This is a genomic window from Candidatus Zixiibacteriota bacterium (genome assembly GCA_036397555.1).
GTDB lineage: Bacteria > Zixibacteria > MSB-5A5 > WJJR01 > WJJR01 > DATKYL01.
Genome location: DASWIS010000008.1, coordinates 515,828 through 535,554, shown reverse-complemented (window position 1 = coordinate 535,554; position 19,727 = coordinate 515,828). Strand labels below are relative to the sequence as shown.

At 60.8% G+C, this 19,727-nt stretch carries 22 protein-coding genes and 1 pseudogene; all 23 read right to left on the bottom strand.

Annotated elements, in window-relative coordinates:
- Positions 1-24: 24 nt before the first annotated feature.
- Positions 25-387, bottom strand: coding sequence for a 50S ribosomal protein L18 (rplR, locus tag VGB22_03855; protein HEX9750412.1), 363 nt, complete (start codon positions 385-387; stop codon positions 25-27).
- A gap of 29 nt (positions 388-416) precedes the next feature.
- Complete coding sequence (gene rplF, locus VGB22_03850; GenBank protein ID HEX9750411.1) at positions 417-953, bottom strand: 50S ribosomal protein L6; 537 nt, start codon at positions 951-953, stop codon at positions 417-419.
- A gap of 16 nt (positions 954-969) precedes the next feature.
- On the bottom strand, positions 970-1,368 hold the full coding sequence (rpsH, locus tag VGB22_03845) for a 30S ribosomal protein S8 (GenBank protein HEX9750410.1): 399 nt from the start codon (positions 1,366-1,368) through the stop codon (positions 970-972).
- 22 nt (positions 1,369-1,390) lie between these two features.
- Positions 1,391-1,576, bottom strand: coding sequence for a type Z 30S ribosomal protein S14 (locus VGB22_03840; protein ID HEX9750409.1), 186 nt, complete (start codon positions 1,574-1,576; stop codon positions 1,391-1,393).
- A gap of 30 nt (positions 1,577-1,606) precedes the next feature.
- The gene (gene rplE, locus VGB22_03835) at positions 1,607-2,179 is read right to left on the bottom strand and encodes a 50S ribosomal protein L5 (protein ID HEX9750408.1); all 573 of its coding nucleotides are present in this window, start codon (positions 2,177-2,179) and stop codon (positions 1,607-1,609) included.
- Between the two features lie 90 nt (positions 2,180-2,269).
- Positions 2,270-2,479: pseudogene (rplX, locus tag VGB22_03830) on the bottom strand (50S ribosomal protein L24).
- A gap of 24 nt (positions 2,480-2,503) precedes the next feature.
- Positions 2,504-2,872 carry a 50S ribosomal protein L14 gene (gene rplN, locus VGB22_03825; GenBank protein ID HEX9750407.1) on the bottom strand — a complete coding sequence of 123 codons (369 nt, stop codon included), beginning with the start codon at positions 2,870-2,872 and terminating at the stop codon, positions 2,504-2,506.
- Positions 2,873-2,917: 45 nt separating this feature from the next.
- The gene (gene rpsQ / locus VGB22_03820; GenBank protein ID HEX9750406.1) at positions 2,918-3,184 is read right to left on the bottom strand and encodes a 30S ribosomal protein S17; all 267 of its coding nucleotides are present in this window, start codon (positions 3,182-3,184) and stop codon (positions 2,918-2,920) included.
- Positions 3,185-3,199: 15 nt separating this feature from the next.
- The gene (gene rpmC, locus VGB22_03815) at positions 3,200-3,427 is read right to left on the bottom strand and encodes a 50S ribosomal protein L29 (protein ID HEX9750405.1); all 228 of its coding nucleotides are present in this window, start codon (positions 3,425-3,427) and stop codon (positions 3,200-3,202) included.
- Positions 3,428-3,438: 11 nt separating this feature from the next.
- Positions 3,439-3,861, bottom strand: coding sequence for a 50S ribosomal protein L16 (gene rplP / locus VGB22_03810; GenBank protein ID HEX9750404.1), 423 nt, complete (start codon positions 3,859-3,861; stop codon positions 3,439-3,441).
- A 3-nt stretch (positions 3,862-3,864) separates the two neighbouring features.
- Positions 3,865-4,674 carry a 30S ribosomal protein S3 gene (gene rpsC / locus VGB22_03805; protein HEX9750403.1) on the bottom strand — a complete coding sequence of 270 codons (810 nt, stop codon included), beginning with the start codon at positions 4,672-4,674 and terminating at the stop codon, positions 3,865-3,867.
- Between the two features lie 48 nt (positions 4,675-4,722).
- The gene (rplV, locus tag VGB22_03800; GenBank protein HEX9750402.1) at positions 4,723-5,142 is read right to left on the bottom strand and encodes a 50S ribosomal protein L22; all 420 of its coding nucleotides are present in this window, start codon (positions 5,140-5,142) and stop codon (positions 4,723-4,725) included.
- A gap of 34 nt (positions 5,143-5,176) precedes the next feature.
- Positions 5,177-5,470 (bottom strand): 30S ribosomal protein S19, encoded by a 294-nt coding sequence (rpsS, locus tag VGB22_03795; GenBank protein HEX9750401.1) that lies wholly within the window; start codon positions 5,468-5,470, stop codon positions 5,177-5,179.
- 30 nt (positions 5,471-5,500) lie between these two features.
- A complete protein-coding gene (gene rplB, locus VGB22_03790) occupies positions 5,501-6,343 on the bottom strand; it encodes a 50S ribosomal protein L2 (protein HEX9750400.1) in 843 nt (280 codons plus the stop codon).
- A gap of 16 nt (positions 6,344-6,359) precedes the next feature.
- Positions 6,360-6,653, bottom strand: a complete 294-nt coding sequence (rplW, locus tag VGB22_03785) for a 50S ribosomal protein L23 (GenBank protein ID HEX9750399.1) — start codon at positions 6,651-6,653, stop codon at positions 6,360-6,362.
- Positions 6,650-7,318, bottom strand: coding sequence for a 50S ribosomal protein L4 (rplD, locus tag VGB22_03780; GenBank protein HEX9750398.1), 669 nt, complete (start codon positions 7,316-7,318; stop codon positions 6,650-6,652). The genes rplW and rplD overlap by 4 nt, the downstream gene beginning before the upstream one ends.
- A complete protein-coding gene (rplC, locus tag VGB22_03775; protein ID HEX9750397.1) occupies positions 7,315-7,941 on the bottom strand; it encodes a 50S ribosomal protein L3 in 627 nt (208 codons plus the stop codon). Before rplC ends, rplD begins: the two co-directional genes overlap by 4 nt.
- A gap of 17 nt (positions 7,942-7,958) precedes the next feature.
- The gene (rpsJ, locus tag VGB22_03770; GenBank protein ID HEX9750396.1) at positions 7,959-8,270 is read right to left on the bottom strand and encodes a 30S ribosomal protein S10; all 312 of its coding nucleotides are present in this window, start codon (positions 8,268-8,270) and stop codon (positions 7,959-7,961) included.
- Positions 8,271-8,400: 130 nt separating this feature from the next.
- On the bottom strand, positions 8,401-10,482 hold the full coding sequence (fusA, locus tag VGB22_03765) for an elongation factor G (GenBank protein ID HEX9750395.1): 2,082 nt from the start codon (positions 10,480-10,482) through the stop codon (positions 8,401-8,403).
- A gap of 194 nt (positions 10,483-10,676) precedes the next feature.
- Complete coding sequence (rpsG, locus tag VGB22_03760) at positions 10,677-11,147, bottom strand: 30S ribosomal protein S7 (GenBank protein ID HEX9750394.1); 471 nt, start codon at positions 11,145-11,147, stop codon at positions 10,677-10,679.
- A 40-nt stretch (positions 11,148-11,187) separates the two neighbouring features.
- Positions 11,188-11,562 carry a 30S ribosomal protein S12 gene (rpsL, locus tag VGB22_03755; protein ID HEX9750393.1) on the bottom strand — a complete coding sequence of 125 codons (375 nt, stop codon included), beginning with the start codon at positions 11,560-11,562 and terminating at the stop codon, positions 11,188-11,190.
- A gap of 111 nt (positions 11,563-11,673) precedes the next feature.
- Positions 11,674-15,768: a DNA-directed RNA polymerase subunit beta' gene (gene rpoC / locus VGB22_03750; protein ID HEX9750392.1), complete on the bottom strand. Its 4,095-nt coding sequence runs from the start codon at positions 15,766-15,768 to the stop codon at positions 11,674-11,676.
- 112 nt (positions 15,769-15,880) lie between these two features.
- Positions 15,881-19,663: a DNA-directed RNA polymerase subunit beta gene (gene rpoB, locus VGB22_03745; GenBank protein ID HEX9750391.1), complete on the bottom strand. Its 3,783-nt coding sequence runs from the start codon at positions 19,661-19,663 to the stop codon at positions 15,881-15,883.
- Positions 19,664-19,727: the final 64 nt, after the last annotated feature.

Sequence of the window (19,727 nt, the reverse complement as noted above, 5' to 3'; positions counted from 1 at the left end):
GCAGACGCACGCCATTCGTTCAGGTTAGAACTTCAGTCCACCTTCGCGCGCACCTTCGGCCACGGCCTTGACGCGCCCGTGATAGATGTATTGGTTGCGATCGAAGACGACCGTTTCGATTCCCTTTTCCCTGGCCAACTCGGCAATTCTTTTACCGACACGGCGCGCGGCCTCGGTCTTGGTCCCGCCGGATTCCACATTCCCGTTCGACAAGGTCGACCAATAGGCCAGCGTGCGCCCGGTCGAGTCGTCGATCACCTGGGCGATAACGTTTCGCAACGTCTTGTGAACGGTCAGACGGGGGCGCTCCGCAGATCCGGAAATATCATGCCGGACGTGAAGACGCCGTCTCTTTTGTCGTTTCTGTTTGAGCCCTGTGCGGTTCACGGGTTCACCTTGGGCCGCTCGATCAGCGACTATGCCGCGCTCTTGCCGGCCTTGCGTCGGATCTGCTCGCCCTCGTAACGAATGCCCTTACCCTTGTACGGTTCCGGCGGACGGAAGCGGCGGATGATCGCCGCCATCTCGCCGACCAGTTCCTTCTCGGCACCCTGCACTTCAAAGCGTGTCGGGTTGGTGACCACGAATGTGATGCCGTCAGGCGGCTCGACCAGGATCGGATGCGAAAACCCGATCACCAAATTGAGCTTCTTGCCGACCAATTCTGCGCGGAATCCGACTCCGATGATCTCCAGTACTTTCCGGAAACCGTCGTTGACACCGGTGACCATGTTCGCGATCAGTGCCCGGGTCAATCCATGCAAGGCGCGGTCGCGGCGATGGTCGGACGGCCGCTCCACGAGAACCTGACTGTCTTCGACGCGGACACGCATCCCATGCTGAATCGGTCGGGACAATTCTCCCCTGGGCCCTTTCACACGTACGGTCGATCCGTCAACGGCGACCGTGACGCCACGGGGAATCGGGACCGGAGATTTGCCTATTCTCGACATGGTATCGGCTCGCTCGTTACCACACACGGCACAGTATTTCGCCGCCGATTCCGTGTTCAACCGCCTGGCGTCCGCTCATGACACCGCGCGAAGTCGACACGACAGTCAGCCCCATCTGGCGATTCATCGAGCGCAGCTTATCGCATGTGATATATCGACGCAGTCCGGGGCGCGAAACCCGCTCCAGACCGTTGATGACCTGCTCCTGCGTCGGCGTATACCGCAGGCGTACCAGCAACTGGTTCTGCGGCGTCGCGGGCTGCTCGGCGAATCCGCGCAGGAAGTTGGCATCATTGAGCACCCGCACGACTTCTCGTTTGAGTTTCGAGGACGGCAGCGAGAGACGCTTGTGTCCCGCTGACGACGCGTTGCGGATGCGCGTCAATAAATCCGCGATGGGATCGGTCACTGCCATTCGTATTCTCCCGATGCCGGCGTCACCAGCTCGCCTTGACGACGCCGGGGATGTCCCCCTGCAACGCCAGCGAGCGGAAACAAATCCGGCACACGCCGAAGCGGCGCAAGTAGCCGCGCGGGCGTCCGCAGACGCGGCAGCGGTTGTATGCGCGCACTTTGAACTTCGGTGTGCGTTGCTGCTTGATGATCAGACACTTCTTTGCCATCGCTTCAGCGTTCCAATCCGTTCGCCGGCCTCAGACCTGCCGAAACGGCATCCCCATCAGTCGGAGCAGCGCGAGCGCTTCCTCGTCGGTTCGGGCGGTCGTGCAGATCGTGATGTTCATGCCCCGCACCTTCTCGATTTTGTCATAATCGATCTCGGGGAAGATGATCTGCTCACGAACCCCCAGTGTGTAATTGCCACGGCCGTCAAATGACTTGGTGGGCACGCCGCGGAAGTCGCGGACGCGCGGCAGCGCCACGTTCGTCAAACGGTCGAAAAATTCATACATGCGCGGTCCGCGCAACGTGACGGCGCACCCGATGGGAACGCCCTCGCGCAGCTTGAAGTTCGAGATCGATTTGCGCGCCTTGCGCACGGTCGCTTTCTGTCCGGTGATCTGACCCAATTGCGTCGCCGAGGCCTCCAGCACCTTGGGATTGGCAATCGACTCGCCCAGCCCCTGATTGATCACAATCTTGTCCAGCTTCGGCGCGCGCATGATGCTGGTAAACCCGAATTGCTCCTTGAGCTTCGGGGCGACTTCGCGGTCATAGCGTTCCTTGAGCCGGGGAATGCGCGGCGCCACTTGGGCCCCGGGCTCCATTTTGGCCCTGGCGTCCGCTTTAGACTTGGGCTTCGCCGGTTCTTTCTTATTCGCCATCAGTCGTTTCCACTTCCCTTACAACGCGACGCGCACATTGGATACGTGAATGGGCGCTTCCTTCTGGACGATCCCGCCTTTGGGATTCCTCTGCGTCGGACGCGTGTGCCGTTTGATGACATTGATCCCCTCGACGACCACGCGCGACTTCTTGGGGAACACGCGCAGAATTCTTCCCTGTTTTCCCTTGTCGCTGCCGGCGATCACTTCGACGGTGTCGCCCTTTTTGAATTTCAATCGCATCGTATTCGTCCCTCGCGCCGTTGATTAAAGCACCTCCGGGGCCAGCGAGACAATCTTCATATAATTCTTTTCGCGCAGTTCGCGCGCGACCGGTCCGAAGATGCGGGTGCCGCGCGGTTCTCCGGCCTCATTGATGATAACCGCCGCATTGTCGGAAAACCGAATGTATGAACCGTCGCTGCGTCGCACCGGGCGCGTGGTGCGCACGATGACCGCCTTGCATTTCTCTTTGCGCTTCACCGTGCCGCCGGGGATCGCCTCCTTGACCGAGCAGACGACTACGTCGCCGATCTTCGCATAACGGCGGCGCGTCCCGCCGAGCACGCGAAAACACATGATGACTTTCGCGCCCGAATTGTCGGCGACATTGAGTCGGCTGTATTCCTGAATCATCGCTCTGGTCCCGAATGGCGGCAATCATCCGCGTGACGGCAGCTCCTACTTCGCTTTCTCCAATACTTCAATCAGACGCCAACACTTGTTTTTTGACAACGGGCGGGTCTCCATGAGCATCACGCGGTCGCCGATCCCGGCACGCCCGTCCGGATCATGCGCCAGAACTTTGCTGGAGGTGCGCACGACGCGGCCGTATTCAGGATGGATCAGGGTCCGGTCGATCTTTACGGCAATCGTCTTTTGCATCTTGTTGGAGACGACGATCCCGACGCGTGTCTTGCGCTGCGCGCGCGACGATTCATTTGGCATGCTCAAACCCGTATCCTATGCCTTCTGTTTTCCGGACGTGACGATTCCGCGTTTCGCCTCGTTCATCACGGTCTTGATGCGGGCGATTTGCCGACGGAGATGCCGCAGCACCAGCGGATTATCGGGCGGCTGGAGCGAGCGACGGATGCGTAAGTTGAAGATCTCCTCCTGGACGTCACGCAGTTGCCGTCCCAGTTCCTCCTCGGACATTTCCCGCAAGCGATCGGATTTCAAGTGTTCCATCGATCGTTCCGCTATGTTGTGCCGACGCCGTGCGCCTTAACGAACCGTGTCTTCAGCGGCAGCTTGTCGGCGGCCAGACGCAGCGCCTGCTGCGCCAGTGGCTCGGAGATTCCTTCCAACTCGAAGAGGACGCGTCCCGGCTTGACCACCGCAACCCAGAACTCCGGGTTGCCCTTGCCCTTTCCCATGCGCGTTTCGGCGGGTTTGACGGTGACGGGCTTGTGCGGGAATATGCGTATCCAGACTTTGCCGCCGCGCTTGATGCGACGCGTCAGGGCCACACGCGCTGCTTCGATCTGTTTGTTGCTGATCCACGCCGGTTCCAATGCTTTCAATCCAAACTGCCCGAACGCAACCGTTGCGCCGCGGTACGCCTTGCCGTGGCGGCGTCCGCGCATTTGCTTGCGATACTTGACGCGTTTGGGCGACAGCATGGCTTACGTTTCGTCCTCGTCTGCGCTGGAATCGGCGTCGCCTTCGCTGTCCGCCGCCCCGACGGCGGCGCGTCGTTCGTCGGGACGCTTACGGCGCGACCGCTGTCCCGGGCGACGCGTCTTGGCGGTTTTGCGCTGGCGGCCGAGCATCGGCGCCTCTTCGCCCTCTTTCTGTTCCTCGCCGAATGCGGTCAGCACTTCACCTTTGAATATCCACACCTTGACGCCGATGGTCCCCGACGCCGTGTGAGCGGTGGATCGGGCAAAATCAATGTCCGCGCGCAACGTGTGCAACGGGACGCGTCCGTCCTTGTATTTTTCCGTGCGGGCGATTTCCGCGCCGCCCAAGCGTCCGCCGCATTCGATCTTCATCCCCAGTGCGCCCATCTTCATCGTTGCCGCCAGGGACTTCTTCATTGCGCGGCGAAACGAGATGCGCCCTTCCAGTTGACGCGCGACCGAATCGGCGACCAACTGGGCGTGCAACTCCGGCTGCTTGACCTCGATGATGTTGACGGTGATATCCTTCTTGGTCAGGAGCTGGAGCTCCTCGCGCAGTTTGTCGACCTCGGCGCCCTTGCGGCCGATGACGATCCCCGGACGCGAGGTGTGCACGTCGACGGTCACGCGTTTCGGCGCGCGGACGATTTCGACTTTGGCGATGCCGGCGTTGTTCAAGCGGCGACTGATGTACTTCTTGATCTTGATATCTTCAATGAGCAGGTCGGCGTAGTTGCGCTCTGTGAACCACTTCGACGACCAGCCGCGAATGACTCCGACGCGAAAGCCGATTGGATTGGTCTTCTGTCCCAACGCTCCTCCGAAACTGCGAATCAGCAGCGGACACCGGGTGTCCGAAGGTTACTCCTGGACTTTGTCGGCCACTACCGTTTCGGGCGCGGCCTTTTGGGCGGAGCGGATTGCCCGGCGCCCGCCGGCCGTCGTTGCCACCTCATCGGAGACGACAACGCGCAAATGGCAGAGCCGTTTGCGGATCCGATAGGCGCGTCCCATGCCCACGGCGCGGATGCGTCGCATGATCGGGCCGCCATCGATCCGAATATCGGCGACGACGAAATCCTCGGCGCGATGGTGCGCCGTTCCCTCGATCTGCAACGCGTTGGCGCGCGCCGCGTGGATGGCTTTCGCCAGGGGCCGCGCCGCGCGTTTGGGCAGCTGCTTCAACAGCGCCGTCGCGTGGTCGACATTCATTCCGCGCACCAATGCGGCGACGCGCCGCATCTTGCGCGCGGAGCCCCGCAGAAATCGTGCTCGTGCCATGCCTTCCATGAACGTCAACAGATTCGGGACCGTGCTACTTGTGCGCCGGCCCCGTCGTCTTCTCCGTCTTCTTTTCGCTGTGCCCGCGGAACGTCCGCGTCGGCGCAAACTCGCCCAGTTTGTGTCCGACCATATTCTCGGTCACATAGACCGGAATGAATTTGTTGCCATTGTGAATCGCGATCGTGTGCCCGACGAATTGCGGCGGAATCGTTGACCGGCGCGCCCATGTCTTGATGACGCGCTTGTCACCGCGCGCATTGAGTTGTTCGACGACGCCCATCAGATTTTCATCGATGAACGGACCTTTTTTCAGCGAACGTGCCATATCTTCAATCGCAGTTCCACAAACTGTTGATTAGACCCCGCCCGTCTTCTTGCCGCGGCGCTTGACGATGTACCGATTGCTTAAGTTCCGCTTGCGCCGGGTCTTCAGACCTTTGGTCTTCTTTCCCCACGGTGTGCAGGGGTGGCGTCCACCCGACGATTTTCCCTCTCCTCCGCCCATCGGATGATCGACCGGATTGGTGGCGACGCCGCGCACGCTGGGGCGGCGTCCGCGCCAGCGACTGGCGCCGGCCTTGCCCAGACTGATATTCTCATGGTCGAGATTGCCGACCTGGCCGATCGTGGCGAAGCACTGCTCCCGCACCAGGCGAACTTCACCGGATGGCAACCGCAGGTGGACCATGCCGCCCTCGCGCGCCGCTACGATGACTTGCGATCCGGCCGAGCGCGCCATCTGGCCGCCCTTGCCCTCGCGCATCTCGACATTGTGCACTGCAAGTCCGAGCGGAATCTGTGCCAGCGGCATGGCATTACCGACTTCCGGCTCGACCGACGGACCCGAAACAACGGTCGTACCGACCTTCAGCCCATCGGGTGCGAGCATGTACCGTTTCTCGCCATCCGCATAGTGCAACAGCGCGATCCGGGCGGAACGATTCGGATCGTATTCGATCGTCGCGACGCGCCCCGGAACGCCGTGCTTGTCGCGCTTATAGTCGATCAGTCGCAGAAAACGCTTGTGGCCGCCGCCGCGGCAAAACGCCGTGACCCGACCCTTGTTGTTGCGGCCGCCAGTCCGTTTGCGCGGCAGAAGCAGCGACTTCTCCGGTTTCGACGTGGTGATCTCGTCGAAAACGGGGATGCTGCGGTGCCGCAATCCCGGAGTGGTCGGTTTGAATTTCTTAATCGCCATCGCTTCCGTCGATTCCTTATGTCTTTTCGAACAGTTCGATGTGCCCACCGGGACGGATGGTCACATACGCCTTCTTGCCGGCCGGCCGCTTTCCTTCGAATCGTCCCAGACGCTTGGTTTTGCCGCGCACGTTCATCGTGCGCACGTCGGTCACTTCAACCTTGAAGAGTTCCGCGACGGCGCGTCCGATTTCCAAACGGTTGGCATCGGCGGCGACCTCAAAGGCATAGCAATGTTGACTCTCACGGAGGTTGAGACTTTTCTCCGTGGTCAGCGCGCGCAGCACGATATGGCGCGGATCGTATTTCATTCGACCCCGATCGCCTCCGTCAATCGCCTGAGTCCGTCAGGAGACAGAACCAATTCTTTTGCGCGCATGACCTGATACGCATTGGCGAGATCGGCACGACGGTGTGTCAGCCAGGGGATGTTGCGGCACGACTTGGCGAAGTTCGGCACTGACCCCTCGTCGAGAAGCAACGTCCGTTTCGCGGCGACCCCCATCCTGGCGAACGCTTCGTTGACGCTCTTTGTCTTGGGAGCATTCAACTCTTCGCGTGCCCACACACGGATATTTCCCTCGCGCGCTTTCAACGACAGCGCCGAGACCAATGCCAGGCGGCGCACGCGGCGCGGCAACTTTTCATGGTGCTTGTGGGGACGCGGCCCATGCACGATGCCGCCGCCCACCCACAAGGGCGAGGTATTCGACCCGGCCCGGGCGCGCCCGGTCCCCTTTTGCCGCCACGGCTTGATCCCGCCGCCGGAAACCTCGGCACGCGTCAACGTCTTAGCCGTACCCTGGCGCTGATTGGTTTGGTACATCTTCGCGTAGGCATGCAACGACGCACGGTGCGGCGTCTGTCCGAAGATCTCCTCGGGCAATGCGACCGACCCGGTTCTCGTCCCGTGGGCGTCGAATGATTCGGCCGTCACCGGCGCGGCGTTGTTCACTGTGATACCCGGCTCGATCATGCCTTTTTGATCTCGCGGATCGTAATCAGCGCGTTGCACTTTCCCGGGACTGCTCCGCCCAACAGGATGAGGTTTTCTTCGGGTCGCACGTCGACGACTTCCATGTTGCGCACCGTGACCCGCACGTTTCCCATGTGTCCCGCCATCCGCTGTCCGCGGAAAACGCGCGACGGATACGATGAACTGCCGACCGATCCCGGCGCACGTCGTCGATCCGATTGTCCGTGTGTAGTCGATCCGCCACCAAATCCGTGGCGTCGCACGGCCCCCTGAAATCCGAGCCCCTTGGACACCCCGACGACGTCGACCCGATCACCCGGCCTGAATTGATCGACCGTCAGCACATCGCCGACGGCCTTCTCCGGCGCTTCCGCGAAGCGAACTTCACGGAGGTGACGTTTGGGTTCAATGGATTTGAAGTGACCGGCCATGGGGCGATTGACCAGTGTTTTGCGGATTTCGCCGACGGCGATCTGCAATGCGTGGTAGCCGTCGTGAGCGACGTCTTTGACTTGTACGACGGGACACGGCCCGGCCACGATCACGGTCACGGGCACGATGTCGCCATTTGCGCGAAACACGCGCGCCATTCCCTGTTTGAATCCCATGATCTGCCGCATCAGCTGATCCCGATTGTGTCTCAGACTTTGATTTCCACGTCAACGCCGGCCGGCAGCTCCAGCTTCATCAGCGCGTCGACGGTCTGGGGGCTGGACTCGATGATGTCGATCAGCCGCTTGTGGATGCGCGTCTCGAACTGCTCACGCGATTTCTTGTCGACATGGGGCGAGCGCAGCACGGTGTAGACGCTGCGCTTGGTGGGGAGCGGAATCGGTCCGACGATCCGCGCACCGGTGCGCATCGCGGTGCGCGCGATCTCCTGCGTGGACTTATCCAGCGAGCGGTGATCGTACGCTTTCAATCGAATGCGGATTTTTTGACCGGGCTCCAACCCCAAATCCCTTCCTTGAGAACCTCAGTTGCTCCTGACGTCCAAAAACGACCCAAGAGGCGAAAAGAGACACAAGATATGCACAACCCCTTCAGCCGCAAGCGATTTTTTCCCCGATGCGGCCCGCGACTTAACCCTTTCCGACGCCTGCGAGGATCGTTTCGGCCATCTTCGCCGGGACCCTTTCGTAATGCGAAAACTCCATCGTATACGTAGCCCGGCCCTGGGAGAGCGACCGAAGCCGCGTCGCGTAGCCGAACATTTCTTTGAGCGGGGCCGTGGCTGAAACCAGCTTGGCCTGTCCGCGCATGCCGATCCCGTGAATCTTGGCCCGGCGCGAGTTCAGATCCCCGATAACGTCCCCCAAGTACTCCTCGGGCAGCACGACTTCGATGTCCATCATTGGCTCCAGGAGAGCCGGATCGCCCTTCCTGGCCGCTTGCTGGAACGCCATCGAACCGGCCACGCGAAACGCGATGTCGGATGAATCGACCTCGTGGTAGGAGCCGTCGACCAACTGCGCCTTGATGTCGACCAGTGGGTATCCGGCGAGAACACCGCGCTCCATCGAATCGCGAATGCCGCGTTCGACAGATGGGATATATTCCCTCGGAATCGAGCCGCCGACGATCTTGTTTTCAAATACCAGGCCCGCACCGGCTTCACCCGGTTCGAAGTGCATCACCACATGCGCAAACTGGCCGCGGCCCCCGGTCTGCTTGACGTAGCGGATCTCCGCATCGGCCGGTTTGCAGATTGCCTCTTTGAAGGCGACCTGCGGGCGGCCCACATTGGCCGTGACGCCGAACTCGCGCAGCATGCGGTCGATGAGGATCTCCAGATGCAACTCTCCCATTCCGGAGATAATGGTCTGGCCCGTGTCCTCGTCGACTTTGATCTTGAAGGTCGGATCTTCCTCGGCCAGCTTCGAGAGTGCGGATGTCAGACGATCCTGATCGGCCTTTGATTTCGGCTCGATCGCAACCGATATCACCGGCTCCGGGAAGACCATCAGCTCCAACTGGATCGGATGCTTGGGGTCGCACAGGGTGTGCCCGGTGGTCGAGTTCTTCAGGCCGATGACGCCGACGATCTGGCCCGCCCCCGCTTCCGTGAGTTCCTCGCGTTTGTTGGCGTGCATCTCCATGATGCGGCCCACGCGCTCCTTCTTGCTCGTGGCGGCATTGAGGACTGAATCGCCCACTTTGATGAGTCCCGAGTAGACGCGGATATACGTGAGCCGACCGACGTAGGCATCGGTCATGATCTTGAATGCCAGCGCCGAGAACGCCTCATCGTTGCGGGGGTGACGCTCGATCTTCTCACCGGTGTCGACGTTGTAGCCGATGACCGGCGGCAAATCAACCGGCGACGGCAGGAATGCGAGAACCGCATCCAGGAGCTTCTGCACGCCCTTGTTTTTAAACGACGAACCGCAGAGCACAGGCATGATCTTGGTGTCGATGGTGGCCCGACGGACCGCGCGCACGACCTCGTCCGGTCGGATCGGTTCGTCGTGTATGAATTTCTCCAATAACCGATCGTCGTAGTCGGAGATCGCCTCGAGCAGATGTTCGCGGTGTTTCCTGGCGTTCTCCAACAGGGATTCCGGAATGGGGAGGTCCTCGAAGGTTGCGCCGCTGGTTTCGTCGTGATAGACGCGGAAGTTCATGTCAATCAGATCGATGATACCCGTGAACAACTCCGCCTCGCCCGCGGGCAACTGGATCGGGATGGCGTTGGCGCCGAGCCGTTCGCGCATCATCTCGACCGCTTCCAGGAAGTTGGCGCCGACGCGGTCCATTTTGTTGACGTAGGCGATGCGCGGCACGTGGTACCGGTCGGCCTGACGCCAGACGGTTTCCGACTGCGGCTCCACGCCGCCCACGGCGCAGAAGAGGGCCACGACACCGTCAAGCACGCGCAGCGAGCGTTCGACTTCGACCGTGAAATCGACATGGCCCGGCGTGTCGATGATGTTGATGTAATGGTCGTGCCATTCGCAAGTGGTGGCGGCGGATGTGATGGTGATGCCCCGCTCTTTCTCCTGCTCCATCCAATCCATGGTCGCGGCGCCGTCGTGGACTTCGCCCAGCCGATGGGTTTTGCCGGTGTAGTAGAGAATCCGCTCGGTGGTCGTCGTTTTGCCGGCATCGATGTGCGCGGCAATCCCGATGTTGCGGATTTTGCTGATGTCGATGTTGGCTTCCATAAAAAAAGCCCCCCGCCGGCCGTCGGACTCACGCGGGGCAGCGGGGGTCACGATCTTGACCCGGGCGACCGCTCGTTACGGTGCGTGATAGCAACGGTACGGCATGTATATCGTCAACGGCGCTCCGGCGCCGAATTCATCCTCGCATGAACCCCATCCACGCCTGGCCAGTCCAGACGCGCTTACGTCCCGGTTCACCAGCGGAAATGGGCGAATGCCTTGTTGGCCTCCGCCATCCGGTGCGTATCCTCCCGTTTTTTGATCGCGCCGCCTTCGCGTTTGGACGCCGCCAGCAGTTCGGCCGCGAGCTTTTCGGCCATGGAATGCTCCTTGCGTTCACGCGCGTACTGAATCAGCCATCGAATCGCCAACGCCGTGCGCCGCGCGTGACGGACCTCGACGGGGACCTGATAGGTTGCACCGCCGACGCGACGCGACTTGACTTCCAGCAGCGGGCGCACATTGTCCATCGCCTTCTTGAAAACATCCAGGCCCGGGGATTGCGCGTCGCGCTCGATCATGCCGAAGGAATCATATAGAATGCGCTCGGCCACGGACTTCTTCCCCCGTCCCATCAGCCCGTTGATGAACTGCTGGACCGAGATGTCTTTGTACTTCGGGTCCGGCAGGACAATTCGCTTGGCTACGGATTTACGGCGCGGCATGGATCGTTTGCTCCGATGTGGTCAGATGACGTGTGCGTGATTATTTCTTGGGACGCTTGGTGCCATACTTCGAACGACCCTGCTTGCGGTCGGCGACGCCGGCCGTGTCGAGCGTTCCGCGGATGATATGGTAGCGCACGCCCGGGAGGTCTTTGACACGGCCGCCGCGAATCAGGACGATCGAGTGCTCCTGCAGGTTATGCCCTTCGCCGGGGATATATGCGGTGACGTCAATCCGATTCGTCAGGCGGACGCGCGCAACTTTGCGAAGCGCCGAGTTCGGTTTCTTCGGCGTCGACGTATAGACGCGTGTGCACACTCCGCGCTTTTGTGGGCAGGATTTCAACGCCGGGGTTCCCGACATGTCCCGCTGGCGCCTGCGGCCCTTGCGAATAAGCTGACTAATCGTCGGCACTTATGTCCTCACTGTTGCCGGAAACGCCGCATCGGCGTCACGGCAGACCGGCAGAATACACAATCCGTGGCAAAAGTCAACAACGACCCCGCTTCGGCCAAGCGGCGGTACCTACGCCTTATGCTCAAAAACGCTGAGTTCTTCTTCGGATTCCTCTTCGGGCGGCTCGTACGGCATCTCTTCGGGAGGAATCTCGATTGCCCGGTACCCCTCCAGTCCGGTTCCGGCTGGGATCAAGTGCCCGATAATGACGTTCTCCTTTAATCCCCGCAGCGTATCGGTCTTGCCGGATACCGCCGCCTCGGTCAGCACCTTGGTTGTCTCCTGGAACGACGCCGCCGAGATGAACGATTCCGTGGAGAGGGACGCCTTGGTAATGCCCAAAAGCAGCGGCTGAAAGGTCGCGGGTTCGCCGCCTTCCATGATGACCGACTCGTTCTCGTCACGGAAGGCATAGCGGTCGACCACTTCACCTTCAAGGAAGTTGGTGTCGCCCGGGGAATCGACGCGGACCTTCTGCAGCATCTGCCGGACGATCACTTCGATATGTTTGTCGTTGATCTTTACGCCCTGCAGTCGGTAGACCTCCTGAATCTCGTTGACGAGATACTCCTGCACCTCGTTGACGCCTTTGATCTGGAGGATGTCGTGCGGGTCAATCGAGCCTTCGCAGAGTCGGTCACCGGCGTGGACACGATCTCCGCCGTGCACGTGCATGTGTTTGCCATGCGGAATGAGATACTCCTTGGTCTCTTCGTGTTCACCCTTGACCAGGACCTGCTGCTGTGCGCGGACGATTTTTCCGAATTCGACGATGCCGTCGATTTCGGTGACGATCGCGGGGTCGCGTGGACGGCGCGCTTCGAAGAGCTCCGCGACGCGCGGCAGACCGCCGGTGATATCGCGTGTCTTGGAAATTGCGCGTGGGATCTTCACGATGGCCGCGCCCGCCGAGACTTCGGCGCTGTCGTAGGTATTCAAATGCGCACCGGTCGGCACCGAGTAGGATGCCACCGGCTTGGTCGGATTTTTCGGGTGCATGATGAGAATTTTCGGCAACGGGGTGCGCTCGCGCCGTTCGCGCGGCTCGACGATGACGCGCTGGCGCAAACCGGTCGTCTCGTCCAGTTCCTCGCGAAGCGTCAAGCCGTCGATGATGTCCTCGAATTTGACGATTCCGGGACGGTCGGTGACGATTGTCGAGGTGTAGGGGTCCCACTCAAAGAGCACGCTCTCGCGCTCCACTTCGTCGCCCTCGGCCGCGTGGAGGGTGGATGCATAGGGCACGTTGTAGCGCGAGCGGACGCGTCCCTCGGCGTCGACGAGCTGCAGTTCGCCCTCGCGTGAGATGACCACCGGTCGCGCCTCGGGCCCGTCGACCGTGCGCACGTCTTTGAAGACCACCTTGCCGGCCGATTTGGCCAACACACGCGATTGCTCAGCGATGCGCGCGGCCGTGCCGCCGATGTGGAAGGTGCGAAGTGTCAACTGCGTGCCCGGTTCGCCGATCGATTGCGCGGCAATCACACCCACCGCCTCGCCCAAATCGACCATCCCGGAAAGCGCGAGATTGCGTCCGTAGCACTTGGCGCAGACACCCTGGCGTGACTCGCAGGTGAGCACCGATCGAATCCGGACCGCATCGACGCCCGATTCCTCGATCGCCTCAGCTTCCTTCTCGGTAATTTCCTCACCGCCCCTGGCGAGCAGCTCGCCGGTGATGGGGTCGATTACATCTTCGAGCGCCACACGTCCCAGGATGCGATCCTGCAACGATTCGATGACCTCTTCACCCTCTTTGAGCGCTGAGGTGTTCAGGCCCAGAATCGTGCTGCAGTCGATTTCATTGATGATGACGTCTTGAGCGACATCGACCAGACGGCGCGTCAGATATCCCGCGTCGGCCGTTTTCAGCGCGGTATCGGCCAGCCCCTTGCGCGCGCCGTGTGTGGAGATGAAGTACTCCATCACCGTAAGTCCTTCGCGGAAGCTCGAGAGAATCGGCGACTCAATAATTTCTCCGATCTGCCCGGTGATTTTCTTCTGTGGCTTCGCCATCAGCCCGCGCAGGCCGGAGAGTTGTCGAATTTGCTCTTTCGACCCGCGCGCACCGGAGTTGGCCATCATGTGGAGCGGGTTAAACCCATCACGGTCGGCGCCCAGGCCGGCGAAGAGCAACTCGGAGATCTCGCTGGTCGTATGCGTCCACAAGTCGATGATCTTGTTATAACGCTCGCCGTTGGTGATCACGCCGCGTTCGTACTGTTTGGTGACTTTATCGACCTGCAACCGCGTCGCGTCGATCAGTTTCTGCTTTTCCGGCGGGATGATCATGTCGTCGATACCGACCGTGACACCCGCACGCGTGGCAAACCGGAACCCGAGACTCTTGAGCTGATCAAGGAATTCGGCGGTCCGGTGTGCCCCGACCTCGTGGTAGGCGGCCAGGACGGTTTTTTCCAGTTCGCTCTTGGTCGCGACCTTGTTGAAATACCCCAGTTCGGGAGGAACGATTTCATTGAGGATCACACGTCCGCAGGTGGTTTTCAGCCGCTGGCCATTGTGGCGGACGTTGATGACGGCGTGCAGTGCAATTGTGTCGAACTGATACGCCATCAAGACTTCGTCGAAGTTGGCGAAGTTGGCGTTCTCCCCTTTGGCGCCCGCTCGCTCTTTGGTCAGATAGTAGCACCCCAGTACGATGTCCTGCGACGGGGTTGCGATGGGGCGTCCCGACGACGGCGAGAGAATGTTGTACGGCGCGAACAAGAGCATCCGCGCTTCCAACTGTGCCTCGAACGACAGCGGGATGTGCACGGCCATCTGGTCTCCGTCGAAGTCCGCATTGAATGCCGCACAGACCAACGGATGCAGGCGAATCGCCTTGCCTTCGACCAGTACCGGATAAAACGCCTGAACGCCCAAGCGGTGCAGGGTCGGAGCGCGGTTGAGCATCACCGGATGCTCATTGATGATTTCTTCAAGGATGTCCCATACTTCGGGACGTTCGCGCTCGACCAGACGTTTGGCCGACTTGACCGTCTGCACATACCCTTTCTCTTCCAGCTTCATGATGATGAATGGCTTGAAGAGTTCCAGCGCCATGTTTTTGGGCAGGCCGCACTGGTGCAGTTTCAACTCGGGGCCCACGACGATGACCGAACGGCCCGAATAGTCAACACGCTTGCCCAGTAGATTCTGGCGGAAGCGCCCCTGCTTGCCCTTCAGGAGATCGGAGAGCGATTTGAGCGGACGCCGCGAATCGCCGCGCGCCAGTTGGGTACGTCGGCCATTGTCCAGCAGCGCGTCAACGGCCTCCTGGAGCATCCGCTTTTCGTTGCGCAGAATGACATCGGGCGCCTTGATATCGATCAACTTCTTGAGTCGGTTGTTACGGTTGATCACGCGGCGGTACAGGTCGTTCAGATCCGACGTCGCGAATCGTCCGCCCTCGAGGGGAACCAGCGGCCGCAAATCCGGGGGAATCACCGGAAGGGTCTTTAAGACCATCCACTCGGGCCGGTTCTGCGATTGACGGAACGACTCGATCACGCGCAGGCGCTTGAGCGTATCTTTCTTGCGCTGGGCCGAGGTCTCAACTTTGACCTGCGCGCGCAGCGACAACGACAACTCATCGGCGTCGATTTGGGTGAGTACCTCGGCAACCGACGGCGCGCCCATACCAGCGGTGAATTCGCGTCCTGCTTCTCGGAGTTCCTGGTGCTCCTCCTCGGTGATCAGTTGTCCCTCACGGCAGCCCGAATCGCCCGGATCGATGACGATGTAGTTTTCGTAATAGATGACGCGCTCAAGGTCGCGAATCGACAGATCCAGCAGGTAGCCGATGCGCGAGGGCGTCGACTTGACATACCAGATGTGCGTGACCGGCACGGCCAGATCGATATGACCCATCCGTTCGCGCCGGACTTTCGATTGCGTGACCTCGACGCCGCAGCGATCGCAGACGATGCCGCGAAACCGGATGCGCTTGTACTTGCCGCAGTTGCACTCCCAGTCTTTGACCGGTCCGAAGATACGCTCGCAAAACAGACCGTCACGTTCCGGCTTAAACGACCGATAGTTGATCGTCTCCGGCTTGGTGACTTCGCCGTACGACCACGAACGGATGGTCTCCGGCGATGCCAACTGGATGCGGATGGCGGCAAAATCCGAGGGCTTTTTCTGCGCACGCACGGGAAATGGCACGACTGCCTCCCTGATTCATCGATCACGACAGCCCGATGCTGTCGTATCCGGACGGAGAACTTTATGTGTGACGCCGGCTGCGGTGGCAGGGCATGACCTCCCCGCCACACGATCAGTTCTTCTCGACTAAGTCGATGTCGAGACAGAGCGCCTGCAATTCCTTCACCAAAACGTTAAACGACTCGGGAATGCCCGGTTCGGGCGGATTCTCGCCCTTGACGATCGCCTCGTAGATGCGTGAGCGCCCGACGACGTCGTCGGACTTGACCGTCAGCATTTCCTGAAGTGTATACGCCGCGCCGTAGGCCTCCAGCGCCCACACTTCCATCTCGCCGAATCGCTGCCCGCCGAACTGGGCTTTGCCGCCCAGCGGCTGCTGCGTCACCAGGGAATAAGGCCCGATCGAACGCGCGTGGATCTTGTCGTCGACCAGATGCGAGAGTTTCATCATGTAGATGATTCCCACCGTAATTTCCTCATCGAAGGACTCGCCGGTGACCCCGTCGATCAGCGGCGCCTTGCCCGACTCCGGTAATCCCGCGTCGACTAAGAGCTTGCGAATCTCGGAAAGTTGCGCGCCGTCGAATACCGGGCATGCGACTTTGCGGCCGAGCTTGGACGCCGCCCAACCCATGTGGGTCTCGAGAATCTGTCCGACGTTCATGCGCGAGGGCACACCCAGAGGATTGAGAATCAGATCGATGGGCGTGCCGTCTTCCATGTACGGCATATCTTCGACCGGTACGAGACGCGCGACGACGCCTTTGTTGCCATGACGTCCGGCCATCTTGTCGCCGACCGAGAGCTTGCGCTTGACGGCGACCGCGACCTTGACCAGTTGCTTGACTCCCGGCGCCAACTCGGCGCCACGGATGACTTTCTCGGTCTCGATATTCAGTTGTTCCTGACGGTCGTTGATCAACTGCTGGGCTTCGGCGATGACGCGCTCAACCCGTCGGCTCAGCCGCGTGTCGTCGACCCAGCCGTCAGGGGCCACCGCTTCGCTGACGTCGATCTTCTCGAACGTCTCCGGGCGATAGGTGGTGCCGGCCTTGATCAGGACGGAGTCATCGTCCTTGTGTCGAATCGTGCTGGCACTCTGACCGTCGAGCAGCTCGGCGAGCCGTTGGTCGCGCAGCTTACGGATCCCATCGATTTCCTTGCCGAAGCGCCGCTTCAGTCCGGTGATCTCGGTGCGCTCGCGGCGTTTGGCGGCATCGGTCCGCTGCTTGCGCGAAAAGACATAGGTGCCGATGACGACACCCTTCATACCCGGCGGCGCCTTCAGCGAGGCATCCTTGACATCGCCCGCCTTCTCGCCGAAGATCGCGCGCAGCAGCCGCTCTTCCGGCGAGAGTTCGGTTTCGCCTTTGGGGGTCACTTTGCCGACAAGAATGTCGCCGGCTTCGACGTCGGCGCCGACGCGAACCACGCCCTGCTCATCGAGATTCATGAGCAGCTCTTCGGACACATTGGGGATTTCGCGCGTGATTTCCTCGGAGCCGCGCTTGGTGTCGCGGACCTGCAATTCGAATTGTTCGATGTGGATCGAAGTGAAGATATCGTTGTGGATCAGGCGTTCTGAGACGATGATTGCGTCCTCAAAATTGTATCCGCGCCACGGCATGAAGGCGACCATGACGTTGGCGCCCAGCGCCAACTCGCCGTTTTGGACGGCGGGGCCATCGGCGATAATCTGGCCCGACTCGACCTTGTCGCCCAGCTTGACGCGCGGGCGGTAGTGAATGCACGTGTCCTGATTGGACCGTTCGAATTTGTGCAATTCGTAGATGTCGGGGCCCTCGAAGCCGAGCTCACCGCCGCCGGCACGTCCTCGCGGCTGGATGACAATCTGCTCGGCATCGACCTCGACGACGGCGCCGGGATTGCGTGCCTGCACGGCCACGCCCGCATCGAGCGCCGCCTTCTCCTCGATGCCGGTTCCTACATAGGGAGAGTCGGTCTTCAACAGCGGCACGGCCTGTCGTTGCATGTTCGATCCCATCAGCGCGCGGTTGGCGTCGTCGTGCTCAAGGAACGGAATGAGCGACGCGGCGACCGAGACCAACTGCTCGGGCGCGACGTCCATGAAATCGACTTCGGCCGGATCGATCAGCGGGAAATCGCTTCGCTGACGCGCGCGGATCTTATCGCTTACGAATCGGCCCTTGGCGTCGATCGGCTCGTTTGCCTGCGCGATCCGGTACTTGTCCTCCTCGTCGGCCGTGAGAAAGACGATCTCCTGTGTCACGACGCCATTGGTGACGCGCCGGTACGGTGTTTCCAGGAAGCCGTAGCGGTTGATGCGTCCGAACGTCGCCAGCGACGCGATCAGTCCGATGTTCGGACCTTCCGGGGTCTCGACGGGACAGAGCCGGCCATAGTGTGTGTGGTGAACGTCGCGCACCTCAAAGGCCGCGCGCTCGCGTGTCAGACCACCGGGACCCAGTGCCGAGAGACGCCGCTTGTGGGTCAGTTCGGCCAGCGGATTCGTCTGATCCATGAACTGCGACAACTGCGATGAGCCGAAGAAGGTATCGATCACGGCCGAGACCGTGCGCGCATTGACCAAGTCATGCGGCGTAACCGACTCATTGTCCTTGAGACTCAGGCGCTCACGGATCGTGCGGGCGACACGCGAAAGGCCGACCGAGAACAGGTTGGAGAGCAATTCGCCGACCGCGCGTGCGCGACGATTGCCCAAGTGGTCGATGTCGTCGACGAATCCGTCGCCGTTGCGCAAACGGATCAGGTATGCCACGATCTCTTCGAAGTCGGCGGGTTCCAGAACGGTCCGCTCGACCGGGACATCCCGTCCCAGCCGCTGATTGATCATGTAACGTCCGACCTCGCCCAAGTCGTAGCGTTTGGTGTTGAAGAACAGCCGTTCCAACAGCGACTCGGCTGACTCCATCGACGGCGGCTCGCCGGGGCGCAACAGACTGTAGATTTTAAATAGCGCCTCTTCGCGCGAGCTGGTCGGGTCTTTCTTGATTGTATTGGGAATGATCAGTGCGTCATTGGCCGGGTCGGCTGTGAGAACACGCAAATCACCCAGATCGTATTGTTTCAGCTTGTCGATGTGATCCTCGGTGATGACGTCGCCCGCGGTCAGCATCATCTCGCCGGTCGACTCGTCGATGATCCCTTCGGCCGCCACCCGTCCCAGCACGCGCGGCCATTTGCGGTTGATACCCTCGACCGTTTCGACGGGATAAAAGCGCGCCAACAATTCCTCGTTGGTCGAGATGCCCAGCGCGCGCAGCAGTGTCGTGACCGGCAGCTTGCGACGGGAGTCGATGTGGACGTACAGAACATCGTTGATGTCGAGGTTGAACTCGACCCACGACCCGCGAAACGGGATGATGCGCCCCTGAAACAGGTGCTTGCCGTTGGGGTGAATCACTTCGTCGAAGAAGACGCCGGGTGAACGATGCAACTGGCTGACGATGACCCGTTCGGCTCCGTTGATGACAAACGTTCCGCGTTGGGTAATCAGCGGCAACTCGCCCAGGAAGACATCCTGCTCGATGACATCGCGGACCTTCTTGCTCTCGGTCGCGGGATCGGCCTCCTTGCAGATCAGGCGCAGCGTCGCTTTCAACGGCGCCGCGAACGTCATATTGCGTTCCTTGCACTCGCGAATCGAGTACCGCGGACTGCCGATGTGGTAACTTTGGAAGAGCAGTTCGAAGTTCTCGTGGACATCCGTAATCGGGAATATGCTCGAGAATATCTCCTGCAGTCCCTGTTGCTTGCGTTCCAGCGGGGGAACAGCGGGCTGGAGGAAGGCGTCGTACGACTCCAACTGGACATCGAGCAAGTGGGGCATTTCCCCTGCACGGGGGATGCGCCCGTAGTGGACCCGTCCGTTACCGTTTCCATTGCCGCTCACGCGACACCTCCACGTAAATGGGCATAAACCGACCGCCACTCGGACTCGAGAGCCCTCGTGCCCA